At 65.4% G+C, this 27000-nt stretch carries 29 protein-coding genes and 1 tRNA gene; 16 read left to right on the top strand and 14 right to left on the bottom strand.

Annotated features, from left to right (window positions below; translation table 11 throughout):
* The first annotated feature begins 1 nt into the window (after position 1).
* From KVP70_RS05375 to miaA, 3 genes are all read left to right on the top strand, one after another.
* A complete protein-coding gene (locus KVP70_RS05375; protein WP_217941038.1) occupies positions 2–925 on the top strand; it encodes a peptidylprolyl isomerase in 924 nt (307 codons plus the stop codon).
* 85 nt (positions 926–1010) lie between these two features.
* Positions 1011–2960, top strand: coding sequence for a DNA mismatch repair endonuclease MutL (mutL, locus tag KVP70_RS05370; protein ID WP_217941037.1), 1950 nt, complete (start codon positions 1011–1013; stop codon positions 2958–2960).
* A 1-nt stretch (position 2961) separates the two neighbouring features.
* On the top strand, positions 2962–3918 hold the full coding sequence (gene miaA, locus KVP70_RS05365) for a tRNA (adenosine(37)-N6)-dimethylallyltransferase MiaA (protein WP_229224602.1): 957 nt from the start codon (positions 2962–2964) through the stop codon (positions 3916–3918).
* Between the two features lie 6 nt (positions 3919–3924).
* Here the strand turns inward: miaA and KVP70_RS05360 are convergent, their stop codons facing one another.
* Positions 3925–4329, bottom strand: coding sequence for a VOC family protein (locus tag KVP70_RS05360; protein WP_217941036.1), 405 nt, complete (start codon positions 4327–4329; stop codon positions 3925–3927).
* Positions 4330–4465: 136 nt separating this feature from the next.
* On the opposite strand from KVP70_RS05360, the gene KVP70_RS05355 reads away from it, so the two are divergent.
* Positions 4466–4542: transfer RNA gene (locus KVP70_RS05355), tRNA-Met, on the top strand.
* Positions 4543–4803: 261 nt separating this feature from the next.
* On the opposite strand, the gene KVP70_RS05350 is transcribed toward KVP70_RS05355, so the two are convergent.
* Positions 4804–5409 carry a hypothetical protein gene (locus tag KVP70_RS05350; RefSeq protein ID WP_217941035.1) on the bottom strand — a complete coding sequence of 202 codons (606 nt, stop codon included), beginning with the start codon at positions 5407–5409 and terminating at the stop codon, positions 4804–4806.
* A gap of 408 nt (positions 5410–5817) precedes the next feature.
* On the opposite strand from KVP70_RS05350, the gene KVP70_RS05345 reads away from it, so the two are divergent.
* Complete coding sequence (locus tag KVP70_RS05345; protein ID WP_217941034.1) at positions 5818–6174, top strand: type II toxin-antitoxin system RelE/ParE family toxin; 357 nt, start codon at positions 5818–5820, stop codon at positions 6172–6174.
* The gene (locus KVP70_RS05340; RefSeq protein WP_217941033.1) at positions 6171–6452 is read left to right on the top strand and encodes a helix-turn-helix domain-containing protein; all 282 of its coding nucleotides are present in this window, start codon (positions 6171–6173) and stop codon (positions 6450–6452) included. Before KVP70_RS05345 ends, KVP70_RS05340 begins: the two co-directional genes overlap by 4 nt.
* Before the next feature lie 184 nt (positions 6453–6636).
* Here the strand turns inward: KVP70_RS05340 and sorB are convergent, their stop codons facing one another.
* From sorB to KVP70_RS05325, 3 genes are read right to left on the bottom strand one after another with little or no spacing between them, the layout of a single operon-like run.
* A complete protein-coding gene (gene sorB, locus KVP70_RS05335; RefSeq protein ID WP_217941032.1) occupies positions 6637–6987 on the bottom strand; it encodes a SorB family sulfite dehydrogenase c-type cytochrome subunit in 351 nt (116 codons plus the stop codon).
* Positions 6988–6997: 10 nt separating this feature from the next.
* Positions 6998–8251, bottom strand: coding sequence for a SorA family sulfite dehydrogenase catalytic subunit (gene sorA / locus KVP70_RS05330; protein WP_217941031.1), 1254 nt, complete (start codon positions 8249–8251; stop codon positions 6998–7000).
* Between the two features lie 53 nt (positions 8252–8304).
* Complete coding sequence (locus KVP70_RS05325) at positions 8305–9303, bottom strand: AraC family transcriptional regulator (protein ID WP_217941030.1); 999 nt, start codon at positions 9301–9303, stop codon at positions 8305–8307.
* 125 nt (positions 9304–9428) lie between these two features.
* On the opposite strand from KVP70_RS05325, the gene KVP70_RS05320 reads away from it, so the two are divergent.
* Both KVP70_RS05320 and KVP70_RS05315 read left to right on the top strand, forming a co-directional pair.
* Positions 9429–10499: an alkane 1-monooxygenase gene (locus KVP70_RS05320; protein WP_217941029.1), complete on the top strand. Its 1071-nt coding sequence runs from the start codon at positions 9429–9431 to the stop codon at positions 10497–10499.
* A 74-nt stretch (positions 10500–10573) separates the two neighbouring features.
* Positions 10574–12055 (top strand): GGDEF domain-containing protein, encoded by a 1482-nt coding sequence (locus KVP70_RS05315; RefSeq protein ID WP_217941028.1) that lies wholly within the window; start codon positions 10574–10576, stop codon positions 12053–12055.
* A 5-nt stretch (positions 12056–12060) separates the two neighbouring features.
* Here KVP70_RS05315 and KVP70_RS05310 read toward each other — a convergent pair whose 3' ends face one another.
* Positions 12061–12825, bottom strand: a complete 765-nt coding sequence (locus tag KVP70_RS05310) for an AraC family transcriptional regulator (RefSeq protein WP_229224601.1) — start codon at positions 12823–12825, stop codon at positions 12061–12063.
* A gap of 123 nt (positions 12826–12948) precedes the next feature.
* On the opposite strand from KVP70_RS05310, the gene KVP70_RS05305 reads away from it, so the two are divergent.
* The 5 genes from KVP70_RS05305 to KVP70_RS05285 are packed head-to-tail and all read left to right on the top strand — an operon-like array spanning position 12949 to position 17447.
* Entirely contained in the window at positions 12949–13881 is a 933-nt protein-coding gene (locus KVP70_RS05305) for a 4-hydroxyproline epimerase (RefSeq protein ID WP_217941026.1), read from the top strand.
* Positions 13866–14984, top strand: a complete 1119-nt coding sequence (locus tag KVP70_RS05300) for an NAD(P)/FAD-dependent oxidoreductase (RefSeq protein ID WP_217941025.1) — start codon at positions 13866–13868, stop codon at positions 14982–14984. The genes KVP70_RS05305 and KVP70_RS05300 overlap by 16 nt, the downstream gene beginning before the upstream one ends.
* Entirely contained in the window at positions 14977–15231 is a 255-nt protein-coding gene (locus KVP70_RS05295; protein WP_217941024.1) for a 2Fe-2S iron-sulfur cluster-binding protein, read from the top strand. Before KVP70_RS05300 ends, KVP70_RS05295 begins: the two co-directional genes overlap by 8 nt.
* Positions 15228–16493: an NAD(P)/FAD-dependent oxidoreductase gene (locus KVP70_RS05290; protein WP_217941023.1), complete on the top strand. Its 1266-nt coding sequence runs from the start codon at positions 15228–15230 to the stop codon at positions 16491–16493. The genes KVP70_RS05295 and KVP70_RS05290 overlap by 4 nt, the downstream gene beginning before the upstream one ends.
* Before the next feature lie 42 nt (positions 16494–16535).
* Entirely contained in the window at positions 16536–17447 is a 912-nt protein-coding gene (locus KVP70_RS05285; protein WP_217941022.1) for a dihydrodipicolinate synthase family protein, read from the top strand.
* A 98-nt stretch (positions 17448–17545) separates the two neighbouring features.
* Here the strand turns inward: KVP70_RS05285 and KVP70_RS05280 are convergent, their stop codons facing one another.
* The 5 genes from KVP70_RS05280 to KVP70_RS05260 form a co-directional block, all read right to left on the bottom strand.
* Positions 17546–18535, bottom strand: coding sequence for a LacI family DNA-binding transcriptional regulator (locus KVP70_RS05280; RefSeq protein ID WP_217941021.1), 990 nt, complete (start codon positions 18533–18535; stop codon positions 17546–17548).
* A gap of 86 nt (positions 18536–18621) precedes the next feature.
* Positions 18622–20010 (bottom strand): MFS transporter, encoded by a 1389-nt coding sequence (locus KVP70_RS05275; RefSeq protein ID WP_217941020.1) that lies wholly within the window; start codon positions 20008–20010, stop codon positions 18622–18624.
* A gap of 191 nt (positions 20011–20201) precedes the next feature.
* The gene (locus KVP70_RS05270; RefSeq protein WP_217941019.1) at positions 20202–21491 is read right to left on the bottom strand and encodes an MFS transporter; all 1290 of its coding nucleotides are present in this window, start codon (positions 21489–21491) and stop codon (positions 20202–20204) included.
* Between the two features lie 80 nt (positions 21492–21571).
* A complete protein-coding gene (locus tag KVP70_RS05265) occupies positions 21572–21892 on the bottom strand; it encodes a thioredoxin family protein (protein ID WP_217941018.1) in 321 nt (106 codons plus the stop codon).
* A 4-nt stretch (positions 21893–21896) separates the two neighbouring features.
* A complete protein-coding gene (locus tag KVP70_RS05260; protein WP_217941017.1) occupies positions 21897–22766 on the bottom strand; it encodes a ChaN family lipoprotein in 870 nt (289 codons plus the stop codon).
* A 256-nt stretch (positions 22767–23022) separates the two neighbouring features.
* On the opposite strand from KVP70_RS05260, the gene KVP70_RS05255 reads away from it, so the two are divergent.
* Positions 23023–23379, top strand: a complete 357-nt coding sequence (locus tag KVP70_RS05255; RefSeq protein ID WP_229224600.1) for a PEP-CTERM sorting domain-containing protein — start codon at positions 23023–23025, stop codon at positions 23377–23379.
* A 12-nt stretch (positions 23380–23391) separates the two neighbouring features.
* On the opposite strand, the gene KVP70_RS05250 is transcribed toward KVP70_RS05255, so the two are convergent.
* Genes KVP70_RS05250 through KVP70_RS05240 form a run of 3 tightly spaced genes read right to left on the bottom strand, consistent with a single transcriptional unit; the run spans position 23392 to position 25589 of the window.
* Positions 23392–23562 (bottom strand): hypothetical protein, encoded by a 171-nt coding sequence (locus KVP70_RS05250; protein ID WP_217941016.1) that lies wholly within the window; start codon positions 23560–23562, stop codon positions 23392–23394.
* Positions 23563–23590: 28 nt separating this feature from the next.
* Positions 23591–23995 (bottom strand): DUF3224 domain-containing protein, encoded by a 405-nt coding sequence (locus tag KVP70_RS05245; protein ID WP_217941015.1) that lies wholly within the window; start codon positions 23993–23995, stop codon positions 23591–23593.
* Between the two features lie 10 nt (positions 23996–24005).
* The gene (locus tag KVP70_RS05240; RefSeq protein ID WP_217941014.1) at positions 24006–25589 is read right to left on the bottom strand and encodes a sensor histidine kinase; all 1584 of its coding nucleotides are present in this window, start codon (positions 25587–25589) and stop codon (positions 24006–24008) included.
* A 168-nt stretch (positions 25590–25757) separates the two neighbouring features.
* Between KVP70_RS05240 and KVP70_RS05235 the strand changes: the two genes are divergently transcribed.
* Entirely contained in the window at positions 25758–26105 is a 348-nt protein-coding gene (locus KVP70_RS05235; protein WP_217941013.1) for a hypothetical protein, read from the top strand.
* Positions 26098–26943 (top strand): HDOD domain-containing protein, encoded by an 846-nt coding sequence (locus tag KVP70_RS05230; protein ID WP_217941012.1) that lies wholly within the window; start codon positions 26098–26100, stop codon positions 26941–26943. The genes KVP70_RS05235 and KVP70_RS05230 overlap by 8 nt, the downstream gene beginning before the upstream one ends.
* The last annotated feature ends 57 nt before the right edge of the window (positions 26944–27000 follow it).

Raw genomic sequence — 27000 nt, 5'->3', positions numbered from 1 at the left:
GATGTCCCTGACCCACCCGTTCCGCGCCCTTCCCCTCTCCATCCTGGCGATCAGCCTGGCCTCTTTGGCGCACGCCGCCGACCTGCCGGTCCGGCCCAGCGCCGGCGACGTCGTCAAGCTGTCCAAGCCGTCCGACTGGCGTCCGCTGGACCCCAACAACACCTTGTACATGGAGCTGCCCACCGGCCGCGTGGTGATCGAGCTGGCGCCGGATTTCGCGCCGCAGGGCGCCGCCAACATCAAGACGCTGGTCAGGGAAGGCTATTTCGATGGCCTGGCCATGCTGCGCTCGCAGGATAACTATGTGGCGCAATGGGGCGACCCGAACGCCGAGACCAAGCCCAAGTCGCTGGGATCGGCCAAGGCCAAGGTGCCCGGCGAGTTCACGGTGCCGATGGCGAACGACAAGCACTTCGTGCGCCAGCAGGACGCCGACGGCTACGCGCCGCAGATCGGCCATTCCAACGGCTTCCCGGTCGGGCGCGATCCCAAGGCCAAGACCACCTGGCTGGCGCATTGTTACGGCATGGTCGGCGTGGGCCGCGACAACGACACCGACAGCGGCAGCGGCGCCGAGCTGTATGCCGTCACCGGCAACGCGCCGCGCCACCTGGACCGCAATATCACGCTGGTGGGCCGGGTGGTGTCGGGTATGCCGCTGCTGGCCGGACTGCCGCGCGGCGGCGAGGCGATGGGCTTCTACGGCGCCAGCGAGGCCCGCATGCCGATCAAATCGGTGCGGCTGGAGGCGGACGTGCCGGAGGCGGAGCGCAGCCACCTGGAAGTGATGCGCAGCGAGGCGGCTATCTACAAGGACGTGGTCGACGCGGCGCGCAACCGTGGCGGCCCGTGGAACAAATTCACGCCGCATTACGTTGAACTGTGCAATGCGCCGATTCCCGTGCGCGAGCATCCCAAGGACTGAACCCTCAAGCGTGGGGTCTGACCCGAACGGGTCAGACCCCTGGCCTGCGGGGTAATCGGGTGCCGTGAGCAGTTATAATCTCAGGATGAACGCGCCCGACACTTCCCCACGCCCTCTTCTCCCCATCCGCCCCATCCAGGCCCTGCCCGACCAGCTGATTTCGCAGATCGCCGCCGGCGAGGTGGTCGAACGGCCGTCCGCCGTGGTCAAGGAGCTGCTGGAAAACGCCCTCGACGCCGGCTCCACCCAGATCACCGTGCGGCTGGAGGAAGGCGGCGTCAAACGCATCGCCATCACCGACAACGGCCGCGGCATCCCGCCCGAGCAGATGCCGCTCGCGCTGGCGCGCCACGCCACCTCCAAGATCGCCTCGCTGGACGACCTTGAAAACGTCGGCACGCTGGGCTTCCGCGGCGAGGCGCTGGCCTCGATCGCCTCGGTGGCCGCCGTCACGCTGACCTCGCGCACCGCCGACGCCGCCCACGCGTGGGAAATCGTCGGCTCGCACAACGGCGCGGTGGCGCCATCCTCCGGCGCCCAGGGCACCACGGTCGACGTGCAGGACCTGTACTTCAACACGCCGGCGCGCCGCAAGTTCCTCAAATCCGAGCAGACCGAATTCGGCCACTGCGCCGAAGTCGTGCGCCGCATCGCGCTGGCGCGGCCGGACGTGTCGTTCTCGCTCAGCCACAACGGCCGCACCATCGACCACTGGAACGTCAGCGAGATGGCCAAGCGCAGCGCCCACATCCTCGGCGACGGCTTCGCCGAGGCGCGCCTGCCGATCGACGAAAGCGCCGGCCCGCTGCGCCTGCACGGCTACGCCGGCCTGCCGACCGCCTCCAAGGCGCGCGCCGACGGCCAATTCTTCTACGTGAACGGCCGCTTCGTGCGCGACAAGGTGCTGGTACACGCCGTCAAGGCGGCCTACCAGGACGTGCTGCACGGCGACCGTTTCCCTTCCTACGTGCTGGCGCTCGACCTCGATCCCGCGCTGGTGGATGTCAACGTCCATCCGTCGAAGATCGAAGTGCGCTTCCGCGACAGCCGCGCGGTGCACCAGTTTGTGTTCCATGCGGTGCAGCGCGCGCTGGCGCAGACCTCGGCCACCGCGCACGGCAGCGTGCCGTCGCCGCTGCCGGCGGCCGAAAGCCTGGGCAGCTCGACCTGGCGCGGCGAACAGACTTCGTTCGGACCATTGCTGGCGCCGGACTACTCGCCGACGTTCTCGCCATCGCCATTTGGTTCGCGCGACGGCGGCGCAGGCTTCGGCGCGCCCCGCTTCGGCGGCAGCGAAGGCGGCGTCTCCCAGAGCACGGAAAAATACGGCGCCCTGTTCGGCGGCTCCGGCCCCGTCACCGGCTACCGCGCCGAATCGGACATGGCGCTGCCGCAGGCCAGCCCGTTCAGCGTCTCCCCGGCGGCGATGGCGCAGGAGGAATTCCCGCTCGGCTTCGCGCTGGCGCAGCTGCACGGCATCTACATCCTGGCGCAGAACAACAAGGGCATGGTGCTGGTCGACATGCACGCCGCGCATGAGCGCATCCTGTACGAACAACTGAAAACCGCGCTCGATAGCCGCGTCGCCGGCGAAGAGATGCAGGTGCAGCCGCTGCTCATCCCCGTCACCTTCTATGCCGACACGGTCGAAGTGGCCACCGCCTCCGAACACCAGGAGACCTTGCAGGCATTGGGCTTCGACATCGCCACGCTGTCGCCGACCACGCTGGCGGTGCGCTCGGTGCCGGTGCTGCTGAAGAACGCCGACGCCCAGACGCTGGCGCGCGATGTACTGCGCGACGTGCGCGAATTCGGCGGCTCGCGGGTGCTGATCGAGCGCCAGAACGAGCTGCTGGGCACACTGGCCTGCCACACGGCGGTGCGCGCCAACCGCATCCTGTCGACGCAGGAGATGAACGCCCTGCTGCGCCAGATGGAAATGACCGAACGCGCCGACCAGTGCAATCACGGCCGCCCGACCTGGGTGCAGGTGGAAATCGGCGCGCTCGACAAGCTGTTCCTGCGCGGTCAATAAGATGAGCACTCACGCTTCAAAACCGCTGGCGGTCGCCATCATGGGGCCTACGGCGTCGGGCAAGACGGCGTCCGCGCTGGCGATCGCGCAGCGCATTCCGTCGGAGATCATCTCGGTCGATTCCGCGCTGGTGTATCGCGGCATGGACATCGGCACCGCCAAGCCCACGCGCGAAGAACGCGCCGCCGCGCCGCATCACCTGATCGACATCATCGATCCGCTCGATTCGTATTCGGTGGCGCAGTTCCGCAACGATACGCTGCGGCTGGTCGGCGAGATCGTCGCGCGCGGCAAGCTGCCCTTGCTGGTGGGCGGCACCATGCTGTACTTCAAAGGGCTGGCCGACGGCCTCGACGACCTGCCCGGCGCCGATCCCGCGCTGCGCGCCGAACTGGAAGAGCAAGCGGCCCGCATCGGCTGGCCGGCCATGCACGCTAAGCTGGCAGTGCTCGATCCCGAAACCGCCGCCCGCCTGGCGCCGGCCGACGCGCAGCGCATCCAGCGCGCGCTGGAGATCTGCGCCCTGAGCGGCAAGCCGATGTCGGAACTGCTGGCGTTGAAGGAAAAGACCGAACTGCCGTTTGACCTGCTGTCGTTCGCGCTGGAGCCGTCGGACCGCGCCGTGCTGCACGAGCGCATCGCGCGCCGCTTCGACATCATGCTGGAAGAAGGCCCGGACGGTAATCTGATCACCGAAGTGGAAGTGCTGCGCCGGCGCGGCGACCTGCATCCCGGCCTGCCGTCAATGCGCTGCGTGGGCTACCGCCAGGCATGGGAATACTTGGACGGCACCATCGACTACAAGACGATGCGCGAGACCGGCATCATCGCCACGCGCCAGTTGGCCAAGCGCCAGCTGACATGGCTGCGCTCCATGCCGGAGCGCGTGGTGCTCGACTGCCTGGGCGCCGATCCGGCCAGCGCGATGCTGGCGCGGATCGCCGGGAAGCTGGGCTAAGCGGCTTCAGGATTGCGGCGGCGCCGTATCCATATAAATGATTTCCCACAAATGGCCGTCGAGGTCCTGGTAGCCGTGTCCGTACATGAAGCCGTGGTCCTGCGGTTCCTTGTACGCGCTGCCGCCGGCTTCGATGGCCTGGTTGACCATGGACGTGACCTGCTCGCGTGACTCCACCTGCAGACAGACCAGCACCTCGGTCGACGTGCGGGCGTCGCAGATCGGTTTCGGCGTAAAGCTCTTGAAGCGCTCCTCGACCAGCAGCATGACGAAGATATTTTCCGCCACGATCATGCAGGTGGCGCCGTCGTCGGTGTATTGCTGGTTGAAGGAGTAGCCCAGATGAGTGAAGAACTTGACCGAGGCGGCCAGGTCGCGCACGGGGAGGTTCACAAAGATATTGGTCGCCATAACGTCTCCGTTAAAAAAGTGCTCAAAACAGCATACCAATTTGACCATCTTTTGGCGACGCGATTCAAATTTTAAAAAAATTTCGGGACGGTCGTTGACAGCGAAGGCGCCAAGCCCCATAATGCTGGGCGTTGCAGGTGATATAGCTCAGTTGGTTAGAGCACAGCATTCATAATGCTGGGGTCGGTGGTTCAAGTCCACCTATCACCACCAAGAATTCTATAAGCCGTTGATCCGAAAGGTTCAGCGGCTTTTTCATGTCCGCTCTACTCGCGGGGTGTTGCACAAGGGTGCTACACATGGCAGGTAAATTCTCGCGTGAATCTGCTTCATCACCAGTTAGAAAACTAGCTCACTTTGGGGCGTGACTCCCTCATGATGAAACTGAAACTGAAACGGTGCGGTGACGTGCCGGCCAGCCAACCAGCCAGTGGCATGAAGCCATTGTCGGTTACTACATCCACCTGATCGCCGTCATCTCCGCAACAGGTAGCGCATTTGCGGCAGTAAAATGGCGGTGAATTCATCGTAACGGCGGTCGCGCTCAGCAGGCAGCGCATGCAGCCACTGTTCGATCTTTGCCGTTTGCGCGGCAGTAGCTGACGGCACAAACGCGGTCCAGCCAAACAGAAACAGGTGATGGAACGGTGGGCCGTTCCTGCGACTACGCGTCATCGCACCGCCCAACACGCAGAAGGCGTCCTCGCATTGGGAAGCCATCGGCCGATTATCGCGGAAGCTAAGCAGGACCGGCAAGATACCCTTTTCGTCCCAGAATGCGCTATCCAGAGCGGCGTCGAAATCGCTGTGCCAAAATCGGTATCGCGTCAGTCCGTACATGGCCGAAAACAATTCATCGCGCGGGCTGGCGGACGTCGATTCATAGAACCGCAGGGCAAGCCGCAGTACGTTGTCGAGTGCTGCATGCCAACTGTCCTGCAGCTCATAACTGCGGCGGCTCAGGGCAGCGCGCTCGACACCTTCCCACTGCCCTTGGCGCACTAGCGCGGCGTCGACTTCAGCCTGGTCAAGCGTACAGTACTGCCCACCCCGCACGCGCTGGCGACCGAACTGCTCCATGTGAATTTCTGCGCATGCACGGCATCGATTGTCTGACCGAGAATGGCACGCTTCCATCCCTTGGGGGAGGGCCAGCCAACGCCGAGCAGGCCGAGCTGTTCACGGGTCCAGCCGCCGCGCACGCTGGCGCCGGAGCGCAGGAATTCCTCGGTGATTTGCACGGTTGTGCGTGCGCCCTCATTTTGGTGGCCATTCATCTTATGCACTCAGAGTTAACATTGAAAGGGTTACCTGCCTCAGGCTTTTTCATTTCAGCTCTACTCGCATCGTGTTGCATAGGAATTCGCCGGTGACGCTTATGACAACTCTCGGCCAATTTCTCCATATTAGTCCGAAGAAGTTCCCAATGTTAGGAATCGTCACAGCCGAGTATTTGCAAGCACATACAAAATCTTGTATATTCGTGACATGACGGATTCGACAAAACTTGCCCCCAAGCCAGTAGAGTTTCGTGGCAGTTCCCTTGATGATTTGCGCGCCTACCCAATCGCCGCCAAGCGTGAAGCTGGCCACCAGATTGACCTCGTGCAGAACGGGCGGGATCCAGACGACTGGAAGCCCATGGCAACCACCATCGGACCTGGCGCCAAGGAAATACGCATTCGGGATGAAGCTGGGGCATTCCGAGTGATTTATGTAGCAAAGTTCGACGACGCCATCTACGTGCTGCACTGCTTTCAAAAGAAAACCGGGCAAACCAGTAAGCCAGATGTTGATTTGGCCGAGAAACGCTACCGTGATTTGAAGAGGGAGTTGGGAAAATGACCGCTAATCGTTTTGCAAGCGTCTGGGACGCCATTGAAGACACGCCAGAAGAGGCCGAGAATATGAGGGTTCGTTCTCAACTGATGGCGCAGCTGAAAAGCTACATCGCCAAATCCGGACTGAACCAAGGCGAGGCCGCCAAGGTCTTGGGCATCACTCAGCCTCGCGTGTCCGATCTGATGCGCGGCAAAATCAATCTGTTCGGGATCGATGCGCTGGTGAATATGGCTGCCAAAGCGGGCCTGCACGTCGAACTCCGGCTGCTGGAAGCAGCCTAGCTATCATGGCCTTACGGCCCGCTTTTCACGCCACTGCAGGAGCTCTTTGTCTCTGGCTGGAAAAGTACGGTTGACGACAATCGGTGCGATTCCCCCATCACCACCAAGAATTTCGAAGGGCGACAACTCGATGAGTTATCGCCCTTTTTGCTTTCGGCGCGGGCGCCGCAGCGCCCCGCAATGCCTATTTCCCGCTATCCTTTTTCGCCGGCATGCCGGCAGCAGCCACACGTTCGGCGCCATAGGTCTTGACCAGGTAATCGACCATGTCGGGAATATCGGCGTCCGAAAACTGGGCGCCGAACGGCTTCTTCATTTTTTTCACCGTGGCTTCCCAATAAGCGCGGGGCGATGCCGGCGGTTGCGACTGGATGTAATGCACCGAGTGGCAAATCATGCAATTGTTCTGGACCAGCGTATATCCCGGCAGCGTGCTGGGTTTGAACAGCGCGGTTTCAGACGGCAGGTCGATGTCGAGCGCGAACGCGGGGGCAGCCATCATCAGGCCGGCGGCAAGCAGGGAACGGATCATCATGGGGCACTCCTTAAACCGCGACGATGCGCGTCGATTCAACCACATTGCGCATGTAGCCGGGCGGGTTCCACAAGGCGCTGGCGGGCTGGCCCTGGCCGATGCGATTCACGGCCCGCACCATCAGTTCGAGGCCGCCCTTCTGCCTGGGCGTGAACGCCGCGCTCCATTCGCGGAACGAGTATTTTCCCAGGTCCTTGCCCAGCTGCGCGGCCTGCCAGTTCTTGCCGCCGTCCGCGGAGAAGGCCACTTCGTTCACGCCATAGCCACCGTCGAAGGCGATGCCGCGCACCACCGTCTGTTGTCCAGTCTTGACGTGCATGCCTTCGGTCAGGCTGGTGACGAAGGAACGCACATTCATGCGGTTGATCGGCACGGTCTTGGCCGGCCCTTTCCCTGGCTCGGTGCAGGCGCACTGGTTGTCCGGGATGCGATAGGCGGTGCTCATCCAGAAGCCATCGAATACCTTGTCGGTCACGGTGATGTCGGACAGGTGCTTGACCCAGTAGGTGCCGTAGTAGCCGGGCACGATCAGGCGCAGCGGATAACCGTTCAACATCGGCAGGTCGGCGCCGTTCATCTGCCAGGCCAGCATCACTTCACCATCCAGTGCATGATCGAGATTGAGCGCCTTGACGAAATCGGGACCGTCGCCGAGCGGCGGCGTATCAAGGCCGTTGAACGCGACCTGCACCGAGCCGGCCTTCACGCCCGCCTTTTCCAGCACCTTGCGCAGCGGGACGCCGGTCCAGCGGGCGTTGCCCATGGCGCCGTTGGACAGCTGGCCGCCATTGGCGCGCGGCTCGAAATGGCCACGGCTGTTGCCGGAGCACTGGACCACGGCGACCAACTCGGTTGCGTCGGCCATCTGGCGCAGGTCGGACAGCGACAGCTCCAGCGGCGTAGTGACGTTGCCGCCGACGCGCAGGCGATAAGTCTGCGGGTCGATAGAAGTCGGGATGCCGCTCCAGTGGTAGCGCACGAAGAAGGCGTCGTTAGGCGTGATCGCCGATTCGTTGAACACGCTGAACGGCGTTTCCAGTTGCGGCGGACGGGCGGTGAGCAGGATCAGCGGCCGCTTCTGCGGATAGGCGACCAGTTCGCGCTCGCCGTTTTCGAACGGCAGCGTGACGCGGCCCGGCTGCGCAGCCAGCGCCTCCAGCACCGGGTTGCCGAGTGCGGCGGCGGCGCCTATCGTGCCGGCTTGCCGCAGAAAGGAACGGCGCCGCAGCGCCTCCGTCGTCAATACGATCGCTTTATTCGCCATGCTGGTCTCCGTTGATGTTGTGAAGTCAGGCATGCCAATAATGCCACAAATCGTCAGCGCCGCGCCGACGGCGGCACCGATTCCCAGCGCTTGAACGCGCGGCGGAAATTGGCGACGTCGGTGTAGCCCAGCGCGTAGCTGATCTCCTGCACGCTCAGCTGCCCGGCGCGCAGGTATTCCATCGCCAGCATGCGGCGCACCTGCTCCAGTATCTGCTTGTACGAGCTGCCCTCCTCCAGCAAGCGCCGGTGCAAGGTGCGCGGCGTCACGCACAGCAGCCGCGCCGTCAGCTGCAGCGACGGGAAGCTGGTGCGCTGCTCCAGCATCAGCCGCTGCACCCGCGCGCTCAAGGAAACCTGCGCCGCCAGCTTGTCCAGCTCGCGCTGGCAGATCTGGACCGCGTGCCCGAACGTGGCCGGATCGCCCACCCGCAACGGCACGTCGATGGCGGCCGACGGCAGCACCATGCCGGTCCAATCCTGGCCATACTGAACCTCGCAGCGGAACAGCTCACGCGCCAGCGGCGCGTCGGACGGCGCGGCGAATTGGAAGGCCACGCCACGGCACTGATATGCGCCGCGCGCGATGAAGTCCAATACGTTCTTGAACGCCAGCAGCGCCGCCTCCAGCACCGGCCGCGCGATATCGCCCAGCGGAATGCGTTCATGCAGGCGCACACGGAACTCGTCGCCCAGTTGTTCAAAGTCGATCGAGATCATCGTCGTGCGCAGCATGAAGAAGCGCTCCAGCAGTTCCAGCGCCTGGCGCAAGGTGGCGCTGTTCATGGCGGCGTAGCCGAGGATGCCGTGGGTGTGCTCGCGCAGGCGGTCGCCTACCAGCAGGCCCATGGCCGGCTCGCCGGTCAGCGCCACCGAATCGAGCACCAACTGGCGGAACACCGGGAAGGACACGGCCAGTTCGCCGTCGTCCAGTTGGTCCGCGCGCAGGCCGCTGCGCGCCAGCCAGTCGCCGACGTCGCCGCCCATGCTGCCGATTTGCTCGGCGATCTGGCGCAGGTAGCTGCTGGCCAGCGTGTGGTCGTTTGCCTGCATGGGGAGCGCCTCAATGAAGATGAAACGATTGTCAATAAATAACCCCTGCCTGTCAATCCGGCACCTCCCCTGGACGCCGCCACGCTGCCTACAATGGACGTAATAACAACAAGGAGACCGCGTCAATGAACGTCCTGCACTACCTGAAGTTTTGCCTGTTCCATGTGGTCGGCCTGCTGGCCGCCGCCGCGCTGTACGCGGGCGGCGACACGACTGCGGCGTCGCTGCTGGGCGTGGTGCTGTTCTACGTGCTGGGCGACCTGCTGGGCGGCGACGATCTGAGCACGCCCTCGCTGCGCCACCACGCCATCCTGACCGGCCAACTGTGGCTGGCGTTGCCGCTGCTGTTGCTGATCGTCGGCGCCGCGCTGGACAGCTTCATCGCCGGCCGCTACGCCACGCCGCTGCAACTGGGCGCCGCCGTGGTGCTGACCGGGCTGATGATAGGGACAATAGGCACCATCACCGCGCATGAACTGGTCCACCGCACGAAGGAACCGGCATCGCTGCTGATCGGCCGCTGGCTGCTGGCCTTCAGCTTCGACACCGGCTTCGCCATCGAGCATGTGTACGGCCATCACCGCTACGTCTCCACCCGTGAGGACCCGGCCACCGCGCCGCGCGGACGCAACGTCTACTGGCACATCGTCTGCTCCACCATCAAGGGCAACATCAGCGCGTGGAGGCTGGAGCGCAAGCGCCTGGAACGGCGCGGCCATCGCCAGTACAGCCGGCACAACCTGGTGATACGCGGCCACCTGATGAGCGTACTACTGCTGGCCGCCGCCTGGTATTGGGGCGGCGCCGCGGCGACGCTGTTCTTCGCCGCCTGCGCGCTGTGGGGCAAGGCCATGCTGGAAGTGGTCAACTACATGGAGCACTATGGGCTGGTGCGCAATCCGGCCAGGCCGGTGCAGCCGCGCCACTCGTGGAACACCAACAAGCGCCTGAGCTCCTGGACCATGTTCAACCTGACGCGCCACTCGCACCACCACGCGCGCGCCGGCCTGCCGTACCAGGACCTGCATCCCTACCCGGAGGCGCCGATGATGATAGGCGGCTACCTGTCGACCATGCTGGTGGCGATGGTGCCGCCGCTGTGGCGCCACCTGATGGCGCCGCGCCTGCAGGCCTGGGACCGGCACCACGCCAACGACGAAGAACGCGCGCTGGCGGCCCAATCCGGCGGGGATTGACAGCGCTGCCGTTGCGGGGCAATCTAGCGTGAACCGACCGCCGCGCCGGTTGCCTCCCTCCGCAAAGGCAGCTGATGATCAAACGTGCCACGTTCTGGGAACGGCCTGGCTGGCTGTTCTGCGTACTACTGTTCCTGCTCCATTTCGCCAGCGTCAAACTGACGCTGTTCTGCGCCGTCACGCCGGAAAAAGTGGTGGTGGTCTGGCTGCCGAACGCGGTGCTGCTGGCGGCGCTGGTACGCTTCAACGGCCAGCGCGCGCCGCTGATGGCGGCGCTGACCTTCGGCTCCGACATCCTGGGCAATCTCGGCACCTTTCCCCTGCATGAAGCGGTCCTGCTCAGCGTCATCAACCTGTTCGAGGTGATGCTGTCCTTCCTGCTGATGCGCCGCAGCGGCGCCACCTTCCGCCTGCAACGCACGCAGGACCTGCTGCGCTTCGTGGTGGCCGGGCCGATCGCCGGCACGATGGCGGCCGCGCTGATGGCGGCGGTGGTGATGCAGCAGGTCGGCGGCGACACCACGCCCTACCTGACGCTGGCCCGCCTGTGGTGGTTCGGCGACGCCCTCGGGCTGCTGATCTACACGCCGATGCTGCTGGCCTTCACCTATCCGCCGCGCCAGAAGCGGCAGCGCACATGGCTGGACGACGCCGGCCTGGCGCTGACGCTGATGCTGGCGACGGCCGTGCTGTTCGCGCAGGGCGGCGCCATCGACGGCTTCCCCGTCACGCCTACCCTGCTGCTGCCGGCGGTGGCGGTGATCGCCTTCCGCTTCGGCATCCGCATGACGACGCTGTGCGTGGCCCTGATTTCGCTCGGCATGGCGATGACGATGACGGCCCACTTCAAACCCTTCGGCGACGTGCCGGTGTACCTGGAGACGCTGCACGCCCAGGAGTTCATCCTGACCCTGTGCATCGTCGGCATCGGCTTCGCCGTGATGCTCAACGAACTGCGCATGCGCGAGCGCGAACTGGAAAGCCGGGTGCAGGAACGCACACGGGAGCTCGAACAATCGAACCAGCTGCTGGCCGCGATGAGCGCCACCGACGGCCTGACCGGCATCGCCAACCGGCGCCGCTTCGACGAGATGCTGGCCGCCGAATGGAGCCGCGCCTGGCGCGGCAGCCAGCCGCTGGCGGTGGTGATGCTGGACGTGGACCTGTTCAAGCAATACAACGACCACTACGGCCACCAGGCCGGCGACGAGGTGCTGCGCAGGGTGGCGCAGGCGCTGGCCGCCCAGATGCGGCGCAGCGGTGATTTCGTCGCCCGCTACGGCGGCGAGGAATTCGCGGTGATCTCGCAATCGACCGATGCCGAACACGCGCACAAGATGGCGTCCCTGGTGTGCGAAACGGTGGCGGCGCTGCGCATGCCCCACGCCTTGTCGCCCCACGGCGTGGTCACGGTCAGCGCCGGCGTCGCGGTAACGGTGCCCGATGCCGACAGCGCCGCCGCCGACCTGCTCAAGCAGGCCGACGCCGCGCTCTACCGCGCCAAGCAGATGGGACGCAACCGCGCCGAACTGGCCGACGTCCGCCCGCCGCTGTGACCAGGCTAGCCGTTCTTGCCCGCCACCGCCAGCTGGCGGTATTGGGTCGGCGTGATGCCGGTGGTGGCCTTGAACTGGCGCGTGAAGGCGGAATGGTCGCCGTAGCCGCAGGCCTGGGCGATTTCCGCCACGCTGGCGGCGCCCTTCAGCAGGCGCGAGGCCGCGTCGACGCGGGTCTGGATGATCATCTGGCGCGGCGTCAGGTGGAAGATGCGCAGGAAGTAGCGCTCGATCTGCGCCACCGACATATTGGCCGTGCGCGCCAGTTCGGCCAGCGGCAAGGCCTGGCCGTACTCCTGGTGGATCAGGTTCACCGCCGCCGCCACCTTGCGGTAGGCGGGGTTCTTCTTATCCGCCATCGCCAGGTCGCGCGAGACGCCGGTCAGGCCGACGATGCGGCCGTCGGCGTCGCGCAGCGCGGTCTTGCGCGTCAGGCACCAGCCGGGATCGCGGTTGGGATACAGATGCAGTTCCAGCTGGTCTTCGATATCGCTGCCGCCGGCCAGCACCGCCATGTCCTGCGCCAGGTAAGTCTGGCCGAACGGCCGCGCGAACACCTCGGCCGGGGTGCGGCCGATCAGCGCCGCCTTGTGCCGCTGGCCGCAACGCTGCACCAGCGTCTGATTGACCACCACATAGCGGCATTCGACGTCCTTGACGAAGAAGACCACGTCCGGCAGCGCGTCAAACAGCGCTTCGGCAAAAAAGGGATCGGCGATGTCCATGCCCAGGGCGCGCCGGGCGTCGTCGTGAGGGAGTTCTTTATGCATGACGGCGATTGTGCCAGCGGCGCCGGGCTGCGTCTTCTGTTTTATCGCCGTTATGCAGATTTCGTCATCGATCATGCGCAGGAGATGCAAGACAGCGGGCCACGGGAAGCTTAAGATTTGAGCATGAAAACCATCTCCATCATCGACTCCCACACCGGCGGCGAACCGACCCGCCTGGTGACCGACGGCGGCCCGGAACTGGGCCAAGGACCGCTCAGCGAGCGGCTCGCCCTGCTGAAACGCCAGCACGACCGCTTCCGTTCCGCCGTGGTGTGCGAACCACGCGGCTCGGATGTGCTGGTCGGCGCGCTGCTGTGCCAGCCCTACGAGGCCGATTGTGCCGCAGGCGTCATCTTCTTTAACAATGTCGGCTACCTCGGCATGTGCGGCCACGGCACCATCGGCCTGGTCGCGTCGCTGGCCTTCATGGGCCGCATCGGCGCCGGCCGCCACCGCATCGATACGCCGGTCGGCGTGGTCGAGGCGGAGCTGCACGCCGACGGCAGCGTCACGGTGGACAACGTGGCCTCGTATCGCAGCCAGACCCAGGTCACAGTCGAAGTACCGGGCCACGGCCCGGTCACCGGCGACGTGGCATGGGGCGGCAATTGGTTCTTCCTGGTTTCCGGTCACGGATTGGAACTGGGGGTTGGTAACGTCGAGGCGCTGACCGCCTACACGGCAGCCGTCGGCGCGGCGCTGGAAAAGGCCGGCGTCACCGGCGAAGACGGCGCGCTGATCGACCATATCGAACTGTTCGCGCCATCGCGCACCGGCGCCGACAGCCAGAGCTTCGTGCTCTGTCCCGGCAAGGCCTACGACCGTTCGCCTTGCGGCACCGGCACCAGCGCCAAGCTGGCCTGCCTGGCGGCCGACGGCAAGCTGGCCGAGGGCGCGCTGTGGAAGCAGGAAAGCGTGATCGGCAGCGTGTTCGAAGCCTCGTACCGCTATCGCGGCGAACAGCTGATACCCAGCATCCGCGGCCGCGCATGGGTGAACTCGCAGGCGCAGTTGCTGCTCGATCCGACCGATCCTTTCGTATGGGGCATACGGTGAGCCAGAACGACGTGATCGTCATCGGCGCCGGCATCGTCGGTGCTGCCTGTGCGGATGCGCTCAGTCAGCGCGGCCTGCGGGTGATGGTGATCGAACAGGACATGCCCGGCAGCGGCGCCACCGCGGCCGGCATGGGACACCTGGTGGTCATGGACGACAACCCGGCCGAGCTGGCGTTGTCGGCGTATTCGGTCTCCCTGTGGAATTCGCTGGTGGGCGACCTGCCGCAGCGCCACGAGTACAGCCGCTGCGGCACCATCTGGGTCGCCGCGGACGAAGAAGAAATGGATGCCGCGCGCACCAAGGCCGACACGCTGTCCGCCTACGGCATCGCCTGCGAACTGCTGGCGCCCTCCGCGCTGTATGCACGCGAGCCGCAATTGCGCACCGGCCTGGCCGGCGGCCTGCTGGTCCCCGGCGATGGCCTGGTCTATCCGCCCAAGAGCGCGCGCATCCTGCTGGACCGGGCGATCCGCCGCGGCGCCACCACGCTGCGCGCCAGCGTTGCCGTCATTGAAGACAACGGCGTGCTGCTGGCCGACGGCGCACGTCACCAGGCGCAGCACGTGGTGCTGGCCGCCGGTTCGCGTTCGGCCACGCTGCTGCCGGAACTGCCGGTGCAGCCGAAAAAAGGACATATCGCCATCACCGACCGCTATCCCGGCTTTGTCCACCATCAGCTGGTGGAACTGGGATACATCAAAAGCGCCCACGCCGCCAGCGGCGACTCGGTCGCGTTCAATTTGCAGCCCCGTCCTACCGGACAAGTACTGATCGGCTCCTCCCGCCAGTTCGACACAATCGACCTGGCGGTGGAGCCGGCCATGCTGCAACGCATGCTGCGCCATGCCGCCGCGTTCACGCCAGCCCTGGCGCAACTGAACGTGCTGCGCTGCTGGACCGGCCTGCGCGCCGCCACGCCGGACGGCCTGCCGCTGATCGGCCCCCACGCCGCGCGGCGCGGACTGTGGCTGGCGACCGGACATGAAGGATTGGGCATCACCACCTCGCTGGCGACGGCACAGCTGCTGGCCGCACAGATGAGCGGCGACAGCACGCGCATCCCCGCCGCCCCCTATTTACCGGGACGCTTCAATGACTGACGTCGTCCTCAACATCAACGGCCACGACATCCAGGTGGCGCAAGACGTCAGCGTGGCCGCGGCGATCGCCATGGCCGGCAGCGCCGTCACCCGGCGCTCGGTGCGCGGCGCGGCGCGCGCGCCCTTGTGCGGCATGGGCGTGTGCCAGGAATGCCGGGTCACCATCGACGGCCGCATGCACCAATTGTCATGCCAGACGCTGTGCGCCGACGGCATGCGCGTCACCACCGGCGAGGCCCGGCCATGACCCGCTACGACGTACTGGTGATCGGCGCCGGACCGGCCGGACTGGCGGCCGCGCATGCGGCCCTGGCGCAAGGCGCGAAGGTCGGCCTGGTCGACGACAACCCGCTGGCCGGCGGCCAGATCTGGCGCGGCGGTCCGGAGCAACAGCAGGACCAGCGCGCGCAAAGAATGTGGAGCGACCTGCGCGCCGCCCCCAACCTGAGCTACCTGCCGCAGACGCGCGTGCTGTACGCGCCGGCGCCGCAGCAGCTGCAAGTGCAGACGCCGTCGGCGTCGGCCACGCTGCACTACGAAAAACTGATACTGGCCACCGGTGCGCGCGAGCGGCTGTTGCCCTTTCCCGGCTGGACCCTGCCCGGCGTGACCGGCGCCGGCGGCTTGCAAGCCTTGGCCAAGGGCGGCTATCCGGTGCAGGGCAAGCGCGTGGTGGTGGCGGGCAGCGGCCCGCTGCTGCTGGCGGTGGCCGCGACGCTGCGCGCCAAGGGTGCGGAGATCGTCACCATCATCGAGCAGGCGCCCTTGCCGGCATTGGTGCGCTTCGGCTTCGGCCTGCTGGCGACGCCGTCCAAGATCACGCAGGCGCTGCAACTGGCCGCGCAACTGAACGGCATTCCGTATCTGCGCAACAGCCATGTGCACTCGGCGCTGGGCGACGGCACGCTGCAATCGATATTGGTTCAACGCGGCGGCGCGCGCGAGCTGGAGGCACTGCAGTGCGACTACCTGGCCTGCGGCTACGGCCTGCTGCCCAACGTCGAACTGGCGCAGGCGCTGGGCTGCGTCACCGCGTCGAACCAGCGGCAAACGGCGGTGCTGGTTGACGACGAGCAGTTGACCTCCGTGTTCGGCGTCTACTGCGCCGGCGAGGGGACGGGCGTCGGCGGCGTGGACCTGGCCTTGGCCGAGGGCCGCATCGCCGGCCTGGCGGCCACCCGCCAGTCCACCGCCGCGCGGCAGCTGTACGCCGAACGCGCGCGCTGGAAAAAATTCGCAGCAAGGCTGGAGCGCGCCTTTGCGCTGCGGCCGGAACTACTGAAACTGGCCGGCGACGACACCATCGTCTGCCGTTGCGAAGACGTCTGCCACAGCGAGCTGCGCACGCACACCAGCTGGCGCAGCGCCAAGCTGCAAACGCGCTGCGGCATGGGGCCGTGCCAGGGGCGCATCTGCGGCGGCGCCACCGAACTGCTGTACGGCTGGCGGCCGGACGCGGTGCGGATGCCGATTTCACCGGCCCGCATCGCCAGCATCATCAACGATTAAATAATTCGATAACAACCACCGATTCATCACAAGGAGAACAGCATGGCAGCAGCAAAATGGGAAGGGGTCTTCCCCGCAGTAACCACCAAGTTCAAAGAGAACGAGGATCTCGACCACGCGGAAATGGAAAAGCACTTCAACTTCCAGATCGACAGCGGCGTGCACGCGCTGCTGACCTGCGGCTCGCTGGGTGAAGCCAGCACGCTGTCGTTCGACGAGAAGCTGGCCGTCACCAAGACCGCGCTGAACGTCGCCGCCGGCCGCGTGCCGGTGCTGGTCAACGTCAGCGAAACGCGCACCGCCACCGCCTGCCGCTTCGCCGAGAAGGCGCATGAGATGGGCGTGCAGGGCCTGATGGTGATGCCGTCGGTGCTGTACGCGGCCGACTCGCGCGAGGCGATGGACAACCTGCGCGTAATCGCCAAGGCGGCGCAGCTGCCGATCATGGTCTACAACAATCCGGTCTCCTACAAGGTCGACCTGACGCCGGAAGACTTCAAGGAACTGGCCGATTGCGAATGGATCGTCGCGATCAAGGAATCGACCGACAACGTGCGCCGCATCACCGACCTGCGCAACGCCGTCGGCAACCGCTATCAGCTGTTCATGGGCGTGGACGATCTGTCGTTCGAAGGCCTGGCAGTGGGCGCGGACGGCCTGCTGGCCGGCCTGGTGGTGGCCTTCCCGAAAGAGACGGTGGCGCTGTACAAGCTGATGAAAGCCAAGCGCTGGGATGAAGCGCTCAAGCTGTACCAGTGGTTCATGCCGCTGATGCACCTGGACGTGTCGACCAAGCTGGTGCAGAACCTGAAGCTGGTGGAAACGCTGGCCGGCGTCGGCAACGAGTTCGTGCGCCGTCCGCGCCAGCCGCTGCAAGGCGCCGACCGCGCCCGCGTCACCGCCGTGGTCCAGGCGGCCCTGGCGACCCGTCCGGACGTCAGCACGCTGTTCTAAGATCCACCCGGGGTCAAGTCTGACATTCGGACACGAGCTCTGCTGTAGCCACGGCTACAGTAGAGCTCGTGTCCGAATGTCAGACTTGACCCCGGTTTTTAGCGCTTGATGGTCGAGCCGCGCAGGATCAGCTGCGGTTCGATCATCGTGGTGGCGGGGGCGGGTTTGCCGTCGATGGCGGCGATCAGCTTTTCCATCGCGGCCACGCCCATGCGCTCACTCTGCAGGTCCACCGTGGTCAGCGCCGGCGAGGTGTATTGGCCGTATTCGATGTTGTCGAAGGCCGCCACTGACAGCTGCTCCGGCAGCTTGAAGCCCAGCGTCTGCGCCGCTTTCATGAAGCCCAGCGCCATCAAATCGTTGTAGCAGATCAGCGCATCCGGGTGCTCGGCGCCCAGCATGATGGACGAGCATACGCGCTCGCCTTCGGCCGCCGTCGGCGCGCCGCCTTCGTACACCGTCAGTTCCAAGTCGTGCGCGGCCAGGCAGGCGCGGATGCCGGCCAGGCGCTCCTCATCGCGCCGCGAGCGCGGAAAGCGCAGGTAGCCGATGCGCTTGTGCCCCAGCGAGACCAGGTGCCGCGCCAGCATGTAGGCGCCGCGGTGGTCGTCGCTGATCACCCACGGAATCTCCAGCCGCGACAGGCGGCCGAAATACACCAGCGGTTTGCCCAGCTCCATCACCCAGTCCATCTCCGATTCCAGCATGCGCGAGAACATGATGATGCCGTCCACCCGGCGGCTCAGCGCTTCCAGCAAGGGCCGTTCGCGGTCCGGGTTTTCCTCGGTGTCGACCAGCAGCAGTGTGTAGCCGTGCGCCAGCGCGACCCGGTTGGCGCCCTTGACGATGCTGGTGAAGTGCGGATTGGCCACGTCCAGCACCGACAGGCCGATGCTCTTGGTGCGGCCGGTGATCATCGACGCCGCCAACGGGTTGGAGCGGTAGCCCAGCCGGGCGATGACTTCCTTGATGGTGGCCTCCACCGCCGGCGAGAAGCGCTGCGCGCCGTTGACGAACTTCGATACGGTGGCGGTCGAGACGCCGGCCGCTGCGGCGACGTCCCGGATGGTTGCTACGTTTTTTTTCATGTTCTGATTGTCGGGATGCGTGGCAGCCGGTGCTTCGGCAGCGCCAAAGGACAATCTTAGCATGACGGCATCGGTCCGCCGTCCGATCACAGGTCGGTGATTTCCTTGTGGCGCGGAACCAGCACCTTCATCACGCACCACGCCACCAGATAGGCCAGCGCGCAGATGGCGAACATGATCATGTAACCGGTGCGGATGTCGTTCACCGACTTGTAGTAGTCGAACACCCAGCCGCCCAATTTGGTCAGCAGCACGCCGCCGATGCCGCCGGCCATGCCGCCGATGCCGATCACCGAGGCCACCGATTTTTGCGGGAACATGTCGGACACGGTGGTGAAGATATTCGCCGACCAGGCCTGGTGCGCCGAGGCGCCAACGCCGATCAGCAGCACCGGCACCCAGAAGCTGATCGCGCCCAGCGGCTGCGCCAGCAGCACCACCAGCGGGAAGAAGGCGATCACCAGCATCGCTTTCATGCGGCCGTCATACGGCGCGTGGCCGCGCGCCATGAAGTAGCTGGGGAACCAGCCGCCGCCGATCGAGCCTACCATCGTCATGCTGTACAGCACCGCCAGCGGCACCACGATGGCGTCGCCCTTCATGCCGTACTGCGCCGACAGGTAGGTGGGCAGCCAGAACAGGAAGAACCACCAGACGCCGTCGGTCATGAACTTGCCGAAGGCGAAGGCCCAGGTCTGGCGGTACTTCAGCAGCTGGAACCACGAGACTTTCTTCGCCGCGGCCGGCGCCGCCACCGCCGCCGGCTGGTCGCTGCGGATGTAGGCCAGCTCCTGCGCCGACAGGCGCCGCTGCTGGTCCGGCTTTTCGTACAGCGTGATCCACACGCTCATCCAGATGAAGCCCAGCATGCCGATCATGATGAAGGCGGCCTGCCAGCCCCAGATGCCGGCGATCAGCGGCACGCAGATCGGCGCCAGGATGGCGCCGACGTTGGCGCCGGAGTTGAAGATGCCGGTGGCGAAGGAGCGTTCCTTCTTCGGGAAGTATTCGGCGGTGGCCTTGATCGCGGCCGGGAAGTTGCCGGCCTCGCCGACCGCCAGCACCGCGCGCGACATCATGAAGCCGAGGATGGACGGCGCTGCGACCACGCCGAAGGCGCCCAGCAGCACGCCCATGCCCTGCCCCATCGGCACCGAGAAGGCGTGCAGCAGCGCGCCCAGCGACCAGATCGTGATCGCCAGCACATAGGCGGCCTTGGTGCCGATCTTGTCGACCACGCGGCCGGCGAACAGCATCGAGATCGCGTACACGAACTGGAAGGCGGCGGCGATGTTGGCGTAGTCGGTGTTGCTCCAGCCGAATTCCTTGGACAGGTCGGGCGCCAGCAAGCTCAGCACCTGGCGGTCCAGGTAGTTGACGGTGGTGGCAAAAAACAACAGCGCACAGATGGTCCAGCGGTATTTACCGACGGTTTTCCCCACCGCTTGCGCGTTCACAGGCTCGCTCAGGTTCATGGCATCACTTCTATTCTGGTTTTTGGTGATGATCTCTCGGTCTCCACGAGATCACTCTAGTCGTAAGTCATCGTACAACTATAAAACGCGATAGGCAAGCGGAAAGATGCGGATATTCAAGGGATTGCGCCATCGCGGCAGTCCGGCTCAGCGGCGGCCGCGATGGCGTTGTATGATGACATTTTATGCAATTATGGCGTCTTGGCGGTGCCGCCCTTGGCCAGCAGCAGCGCCACCAGGCTGATCACCGCCGCCGTGGACAGGTAGTAGCCGACGTATTGCAGGCCGTAGTTGGTGGCCAGCCAGGTGGCCGCGTACGGCGCCAGCGAGGCGCCCAGGATGCCGGCCAGGTTGAACGTCAGCGAGGCGCCGGTGTAGCGCACCTCGGCCGGGAACAGCTCGGACAACATGGTGCCCAGCGGGCCGTAGGTCATGCCCATCAGGCCCAGGCCCAGCGACAGGAACACGGTCACCAGCATGCTGTTGCCGGAACCGAACATCGGCGCCATCGCCAGCCCGAACACGGCGATCGCGGCCGACACCCACACCAGCGTGATGCGGCGGCCGTAGCGGTCGGCCCACAGCGCGGCGACCGGGATGGTCAGGCCGAAGAAGATCACGGCGAACAGCTGCTGGATCAGGAAGTCCTTGCGGGTGAACTTGAGCGCGCTGGTGCCCCAGCTCAGCGCGAACACCGTCATCAGGTAGAACAGCACGAAGGTGGCCAACGCGATCAGGGTGCCCAGCACCAGCACGCGGCGGTGGTCGCGCCACACGGTCACGACCGGCACCTTGACCCGCTCGTTCTTCTCCAGCACCTTCTGGAAGTCCGGGGTTTCATGGATCTTCAGGCGGATGTACAGGCCGACGATCACCAGCAGCGAACTGGCCAGGAAGGGAATGCGCCAGCCGTAGCTGAAGAACTCGGCGTCGCTCAGGGTCTGGCTCAGCAGCAGGAAAATGCCGCCCGACAGGAAGAAGCCGATCGGCGCGCCCAGCTGCGGGAACATGCCGTACCAGGCGCGTTTGCCCGGCGGCGCGTTCTCGGTGGCCAGCAGCACCGCGCCGCCCCACTCGCCGCCCAGGCCCAGGCCCTGGCCGAAGCGGCACAGCGCCAGCAGCGCCGGCGCCAGCGTGCCGATCGAGGCGTAGGTCGGCAAGGCGCCGATCACCACGGTCGAGATACCCATGGTCAGCAGCGCCGCCACCAGGGTGGCCTTGCGGCCGATGCGGTCGCCGAAGTGGCCGAACACGGCCGACCCGACCGGGCGCGCGAAGAAGGCGATGGCGAAGGTGGCCAGCGATTGCAAGGTGGCGGCGGCAGGGTCGCTGGCGGGGAAGAACAGTTTGGGGAACACCAGCACGGCCGCAGTGGCGTAGATGTAGAAATCGAAGAATTCAATCGTGGTGCCGATCAGGCTGGCAAACAGCACGGTGGCCGGGGAATTGGCCTTGGGCGATCCGGGGTGAGACTGACTCATGCTTGACGCTCCTGCGGGTGGATGGTGCGGCCCATCATACACACCCGCCTCGCCTGCTGCCAAGCAGATAAGCTTGTTCTCTAGGTATCGATTTGCGCAAAGGCAACGCCGATCGGGTCGGCCTGCAGCGGCCGCACCAGACGCGCCACTTCCTGGCCGTCGCGCAGGAAGATCAGCGTCGGCCACAGCTTGACGCGGTAGGAGCGGCCCAGCGCGCGGCCGGGGCCGTCCTCGACCTTGTAATGGCGCACGCCCTCGTGGCCGGCGAAGGCTAGCGCCAGCGGCGCCTGCGCGGCCATGCAGTGGCCGCACCAGTTGGCGCCGAATTCGAGCAGGGTGGCGCCGGCCAGGGCGTCGACGGTGGCGCGGTCGGGCGCGCCGGGCAGGTAGATTTTTTCCATGGCGTCAGGATTTGGCTTTGGCTTTGAGTTCGGCGCAGGGGTCGGGACGGGACTGCGGCGCCACGCTGTAGACCGCGTCGTAGCGGCCGGCGCCGTCCGCGCCTTCGACATAGCCTTCGCTGCGCACCGTCAGTGCCGGCGTCAGTGCGTTGAGCCAGCGCGCCACGCCGATGTCCTTGCGCACGTGGCCGTTGCCGGCGATCAGCACGACGTCGCGCGGCTGCTGGTCGCGCACGATCTTGGCCATCCAGATGTCACGCGACACCTGGGCGTTGATCATGCCGTCGACCATCATCTCCGGCAGCATATTGCAGTGGCCGGCGATGATTTCCTGGTACTGTCCGCCGCGTACGTCGGCCGGCAGCGGCTGGTCGAGGTGGTAGTCGCGCACGCTTTGCGGGTCGAAGCTGGCGGCGATGCCGTCGCGCACCACGCGCGAGGCGTCGGCGCGCGACAGGTTGCCGGCGATCAGCGGCAGCTGGTAGGTCAGCGCCAGCTGGATCACCGGGTAATACAGCTGCCAGCTCCAGCGGCCGGCGCCGACCACATGGATCACGCACTGGGCGTCCAGGCAGCCTTTCTGGGCCTTGCTCAGCACGTCCTGGTTTTCTCGGTCGAACTGTTCCATGACGATGGCCGGGCGCCAGCCGGCCTCGACCCGCTGGCGCAACAGCTCGTAGCGCAGCTTGTGACCGGCGGCGTTGTCGTGCACCTCGCCCAGCAGCAGCACCTGCGGATTGGGCCCCGCCGGCGCCGGTGCGGCCGCCGTGGTCGCGCCAACGGCCCCCTTGCCGCCGCTGGCGCAACCGGCCAGCAAGGCCAGCGCCGCCGCGGCGAAAGTCCATCCCAATTTGCCGCCATATATCGAAATCATCTGTGTCCGGGCCCTATGCGATCGAATGATTGCTTGTGAAGTTGAAAGTGTGAACGCCACTGGCTAGTCAGCAATAACCGTTGTTGCGGCGCACTAATTGATTGCCCAAAGAAAAATACAGATGGCAATATGTTATTAATTGTGGTTTAATGTAAAATAGTCGAGCACGGTTGGATCCACGACCAATCTTAGCTTAATGTTTATGTTTTAATATAGCCTTAACGTCCTGCTCGTGCAGCATAGCCAGGAGAGAACTTTGAAGAAGTTGACTTTTATAACAACATTATTGCTGACCCTGGGGATGGCCGGAGCCGCGCAAGCGCAGACCGCCAGCCCGGATAACGGCAAAATTGCAACCGCAGCAATCATACTCGCCCATTGCGACGCCCACAGCACCACGCCGTGCGGCATCGATAGCGCTGTGCCTGCGGAGAAGACCGCCTCGGATCGCGATCCGGAAGCGCTGGCCAGCAACAGCCCGGAAAACCAGCACGCGATCGACCCGGTGGCCGAAGTGCCGGAACCGCAGGCCTTCGTCATGCTGATGCTGGGACTGGTCATTCTGGGCTGGTCCTCGCGCAAAGGCGACGCCTCGGACAAATTTACCGAGTAAGCCCCGCCGCCGCTACAGGCCGCACACCCCATGGATGTTGGTGATCGCCACGCCATGCAGGATGGCGCGGCCGACGCAGGAAAGTTTCTGCACCCCGTCCTCGGTCCCCAATACCGCAAAGATCGCCAGCGCCAGCGCCACGCCGATTAAAATCACCAAGCCTTTGAGTGTGTCCTTGTCCATGGCGGCATTCTAGCGTGGCGCCGGACGCCTAAGCAACGGCGTCGCCCAGCGTGTAGTCGAAATCGTAGTAATGCTTGCCGCCCTCGATGCGGATCTGCAAGGCGCCGCTGAGGCCGACCAGCTCGCCGCTGCCGGAATCGGCCACCACCGCCACCTTCAGGCCGGCCGCGCCGCGCTCCATGGTGCCGGTGTGCTGCAGCAAAAAACTGCCGCGCCGCCCCTCCAGCGTCCCCCGCACTTTTTCCATCGCCACGTAGGCGCCGGAACCCAGTTCGCGATCCATATAGGCCAGCATCTCGCCGGCGCCCGTGGCGTCCAGCGCGCCGTGGTAGTGCTTGTCGAGCGACATGCGGCCGATGCCGCTCTCGGCCGCCACGGGCGACATGGTTTCGGGCACCATCTTGACGTTGAATTCACCGCTGATTTTGGGCATTGCTGGCCTTTCAATTATGGAGACGGGCATCGGCTTGCAGCGCGGCCGGGTCGTCGACCGGCGTCACGCACGGCATGCGCAGCACGAAGCTGGCGCCCTGCCCCAGGATGCTGGAAACGGTAATGGTGCCGCCAAACTGCTTGGCGATCAAGTTGAACACGATATTGAGTCCGAGGCCGGTGCCGCCCTGGCCGCGGCGGGTGGTGACGAAGGGGTCGAACACCTTGTCGAGCATGTCCGGCGGGATGCCCTTGCCGTCGTCCACCACCTGCATCTCGATCCAGTCGGCCGTCTGCGCCACGCCGATGGTGATGCGGCCCTCGTCGCCCGGATCGAAGGCGTGCTCGACGCAGTTGAGCGTCAGGTTGGTGATGACCTGGGCCAGCGCGCCCGGATAGCTGTCGAGCATGATGTCCGGCGGGCAGGCGATGCTGACGGTGATGCGGGTCTTCTTCAGCTTGGGCTGCAGGCTCGACACCACCTCGTTGATGTAGTCGCGCAGCTCGAAGCGGCGCCTCGCCTCGCTGACCTGGTCGACCGCGATCTGCTTGAAACTGTGGATCAGGTGGGCCGCGCGGTAGGCGTTGTTCATGATCAGGCGCGTGCTCTCGGCCGCCGTCTCCAGGTAGCGCATGATGTCGGATTTCTTGATATTGCCGCTGGCGACAGACTGGTGCACCTTCTCGGTGGCCTCCATCAGCACCGAGGCGCTGGTCAGCGCGATGCCGACCGGGGTGTTGATCTCGTGGGCGACGCCGGCCACCAGGCCGCCCAGCGAAGCCAGCCGCTCGGCCTGCAGCAGCGATTCCTGCGTGCGGCGCAGGTCGTCGAGCGCCTTGGCGGTGGTCTGGGCCGATTTGCGGGCCTCGTCCTCGGCCTCGCGGATGCGCTGGATGTTCGATTTCACCTTGCGCTGGATGGCGTTGAAGCCGCGGATCACCTCGCCGAGCTCGTCGTGCCGGCTGTCGGGCAACTCCTCCACCTCGTCGCTGCCGCGCGTGGCCAGGTCGAACAGGCCGTCGCGCAGGCGCTTGAGCGGATCGAACACGATGCGCAGCGACAGCGCCAGCGCCGCCACCAGGATCAGGTCCAGCAGCAGCACCTCGGTGACCTTGCGCCGCACTTCGGCCGCCAGCGTGGCGTCGATCTGGGCGCGGCTGAAGTTGACCACCACGCGGCCGACGATGACCGGCTTGAGCGAGGCGCCGGCGGCGCCGGAATCGCGGTAGGCCAGGTCGGCCACCACCGGCGAACCGCCGACGGCGGCGTCGTTCTCGATCGAGCTGACGCTGCCGTTTTCATTGCGCAATTTACCGGAGAACAGGCCGACCGAGGTGTCGTAGACGCGGATCGAGACCAGCTCGGGCGGCAGCATCTCGGCGGCGACGATGTTGTCGACCTTGGCCTTGTCCAGGTCCCACAGCGCCGACGGCAGGCTGGTTTGCAGGCGGGTCAGCACGCCCTGGCGCAGCCGCTGGCTGCTCACTTCCAGCTCGTGGCCGAGACTGTACTGGGCATAAGTGCCGGAAATGCCCAACACCAGGGTCACGATGACCACGAAAAGCAGCGTCAAGCGGCCTTGAATACCAAACATCGACCAACCTCCGTGCAGTGATGGAATTGACGGCAACGTCCCAATGTACGGTATGACATGCGACTTGGCAAGTTATGGCCCCCGCCGCCACGCCGCCACGGCAGACTTTGCTTGCCCGCAATGGTAAGATCGGGCAATGTAGACGAGGTGGCAAACCGGGAGGGCATCATGACAGGCAATTATCATCAACTGACGCTGGCGGAGGTGCGGCCGGGCATGGTCCTGTCGGACGTGCTGCTGGACATGCAAGGCCATGTGCTGCTGCCACAGGGCACGCTGCTGACCGAAGCCATGCTGGCGCTGATGCCGCGCCACGGCATCGCCATCCTGCCCATCCTGAAGGACGAGGTGTCGCCGGAAATGGCGCAGGCGACGCTGGAGCACCACGCGGCGCGCATCGCCCACCTGTTCCGTAAAAACGACGCCGACAGCGACAGCGACTGGGCCACCTCGCTGCTGCGCCGCTTCGTGTCGGACTTCCGCCTGGGCTTACCGGAGACCCCCGAGCATGAGTAATACCCTCAGTTACGACGACGTCGTCCGCACGCTGGACGACCTGCCCTCGCTGCCGGCGGTGGTGATGGAGCTGCTCAACAGCATCGACCAGGACGATGTCGATATCTCCGTGCTGGCCAAGAAGGTGTCCTACGACCAGGCGCTGACGGCCAAGACGCTGCGCCTGGCCAACTCCTCGCTGTACGGCCTGCAGGTCAAGGTGACCACCATCCAGCAGGCGATCACCTACCTGGGCTTCCAGACCACGCGCAACCTGATCACGGCGGCGGCCGTCACCGGCTGCTTCGCCGAGGGCCATTGCCCCGGCTTCGACCACAAGGCCTTCTGGCGCCACTCGATCGCCACCGCCGCCTGCGCCAAGGTGCTGGCGCGGCAAATGCGCTTCAACCAGGACTACGCCTTCACGGCCGGCCTGTTGCACGATATCGGCCGGCTGGTGCTGGTGTCCTGCTTCCCGAACCAGTACTCGGAAACCCTGGCCTACCGCGACGCCCACGATTGTTATCTGCTGGACGCCGAGCGTACCGTGCTGGGCGTCGATCATGTCGACGCCGGGCTGGCCCTGGCGGAGCACTGGAATTTTTCCGATACGATGCGGCTGGCCATCGGCGGCCATCACGACCCGGAAGCGCCGGGCGCAGGGTTCCTGGCCGCCATCATTCATGTGGCCGACGCCATCGTGCACGCGCTCGATCTGGCGCAGGTGCAGGACGATCTGGTGCCGCCTGTGTCCACCGTGGCCTGGACTGCGCTGGGCCTCGATGAGGAAATCTATCTGCAATTGTTCCGCGAGACGGAACTGCAATACGAAGAAATTTCAATGGTGCTGCTGAGCTGAACGCGCTCCCTGCCGGCCGGCTTGCTATCAAGCGCGGCAACGGCAGGTGCAGACGTG

Origin of the sequence: Duganella violaceipulchra (genome assembly GCF_019166075.1) — a bacterium.
Taxonomy (GTDB): domain Bacteria; phylum Pseudomonadota; class Gammaproteobacteria; order Burkholderiales; family Burkholderiaceae_D; genus Rugamonas; species Rugamonas violaceipulchra.
This window is presented reverse-complemented; position numbering and strand designations above follow the sequence as displayed.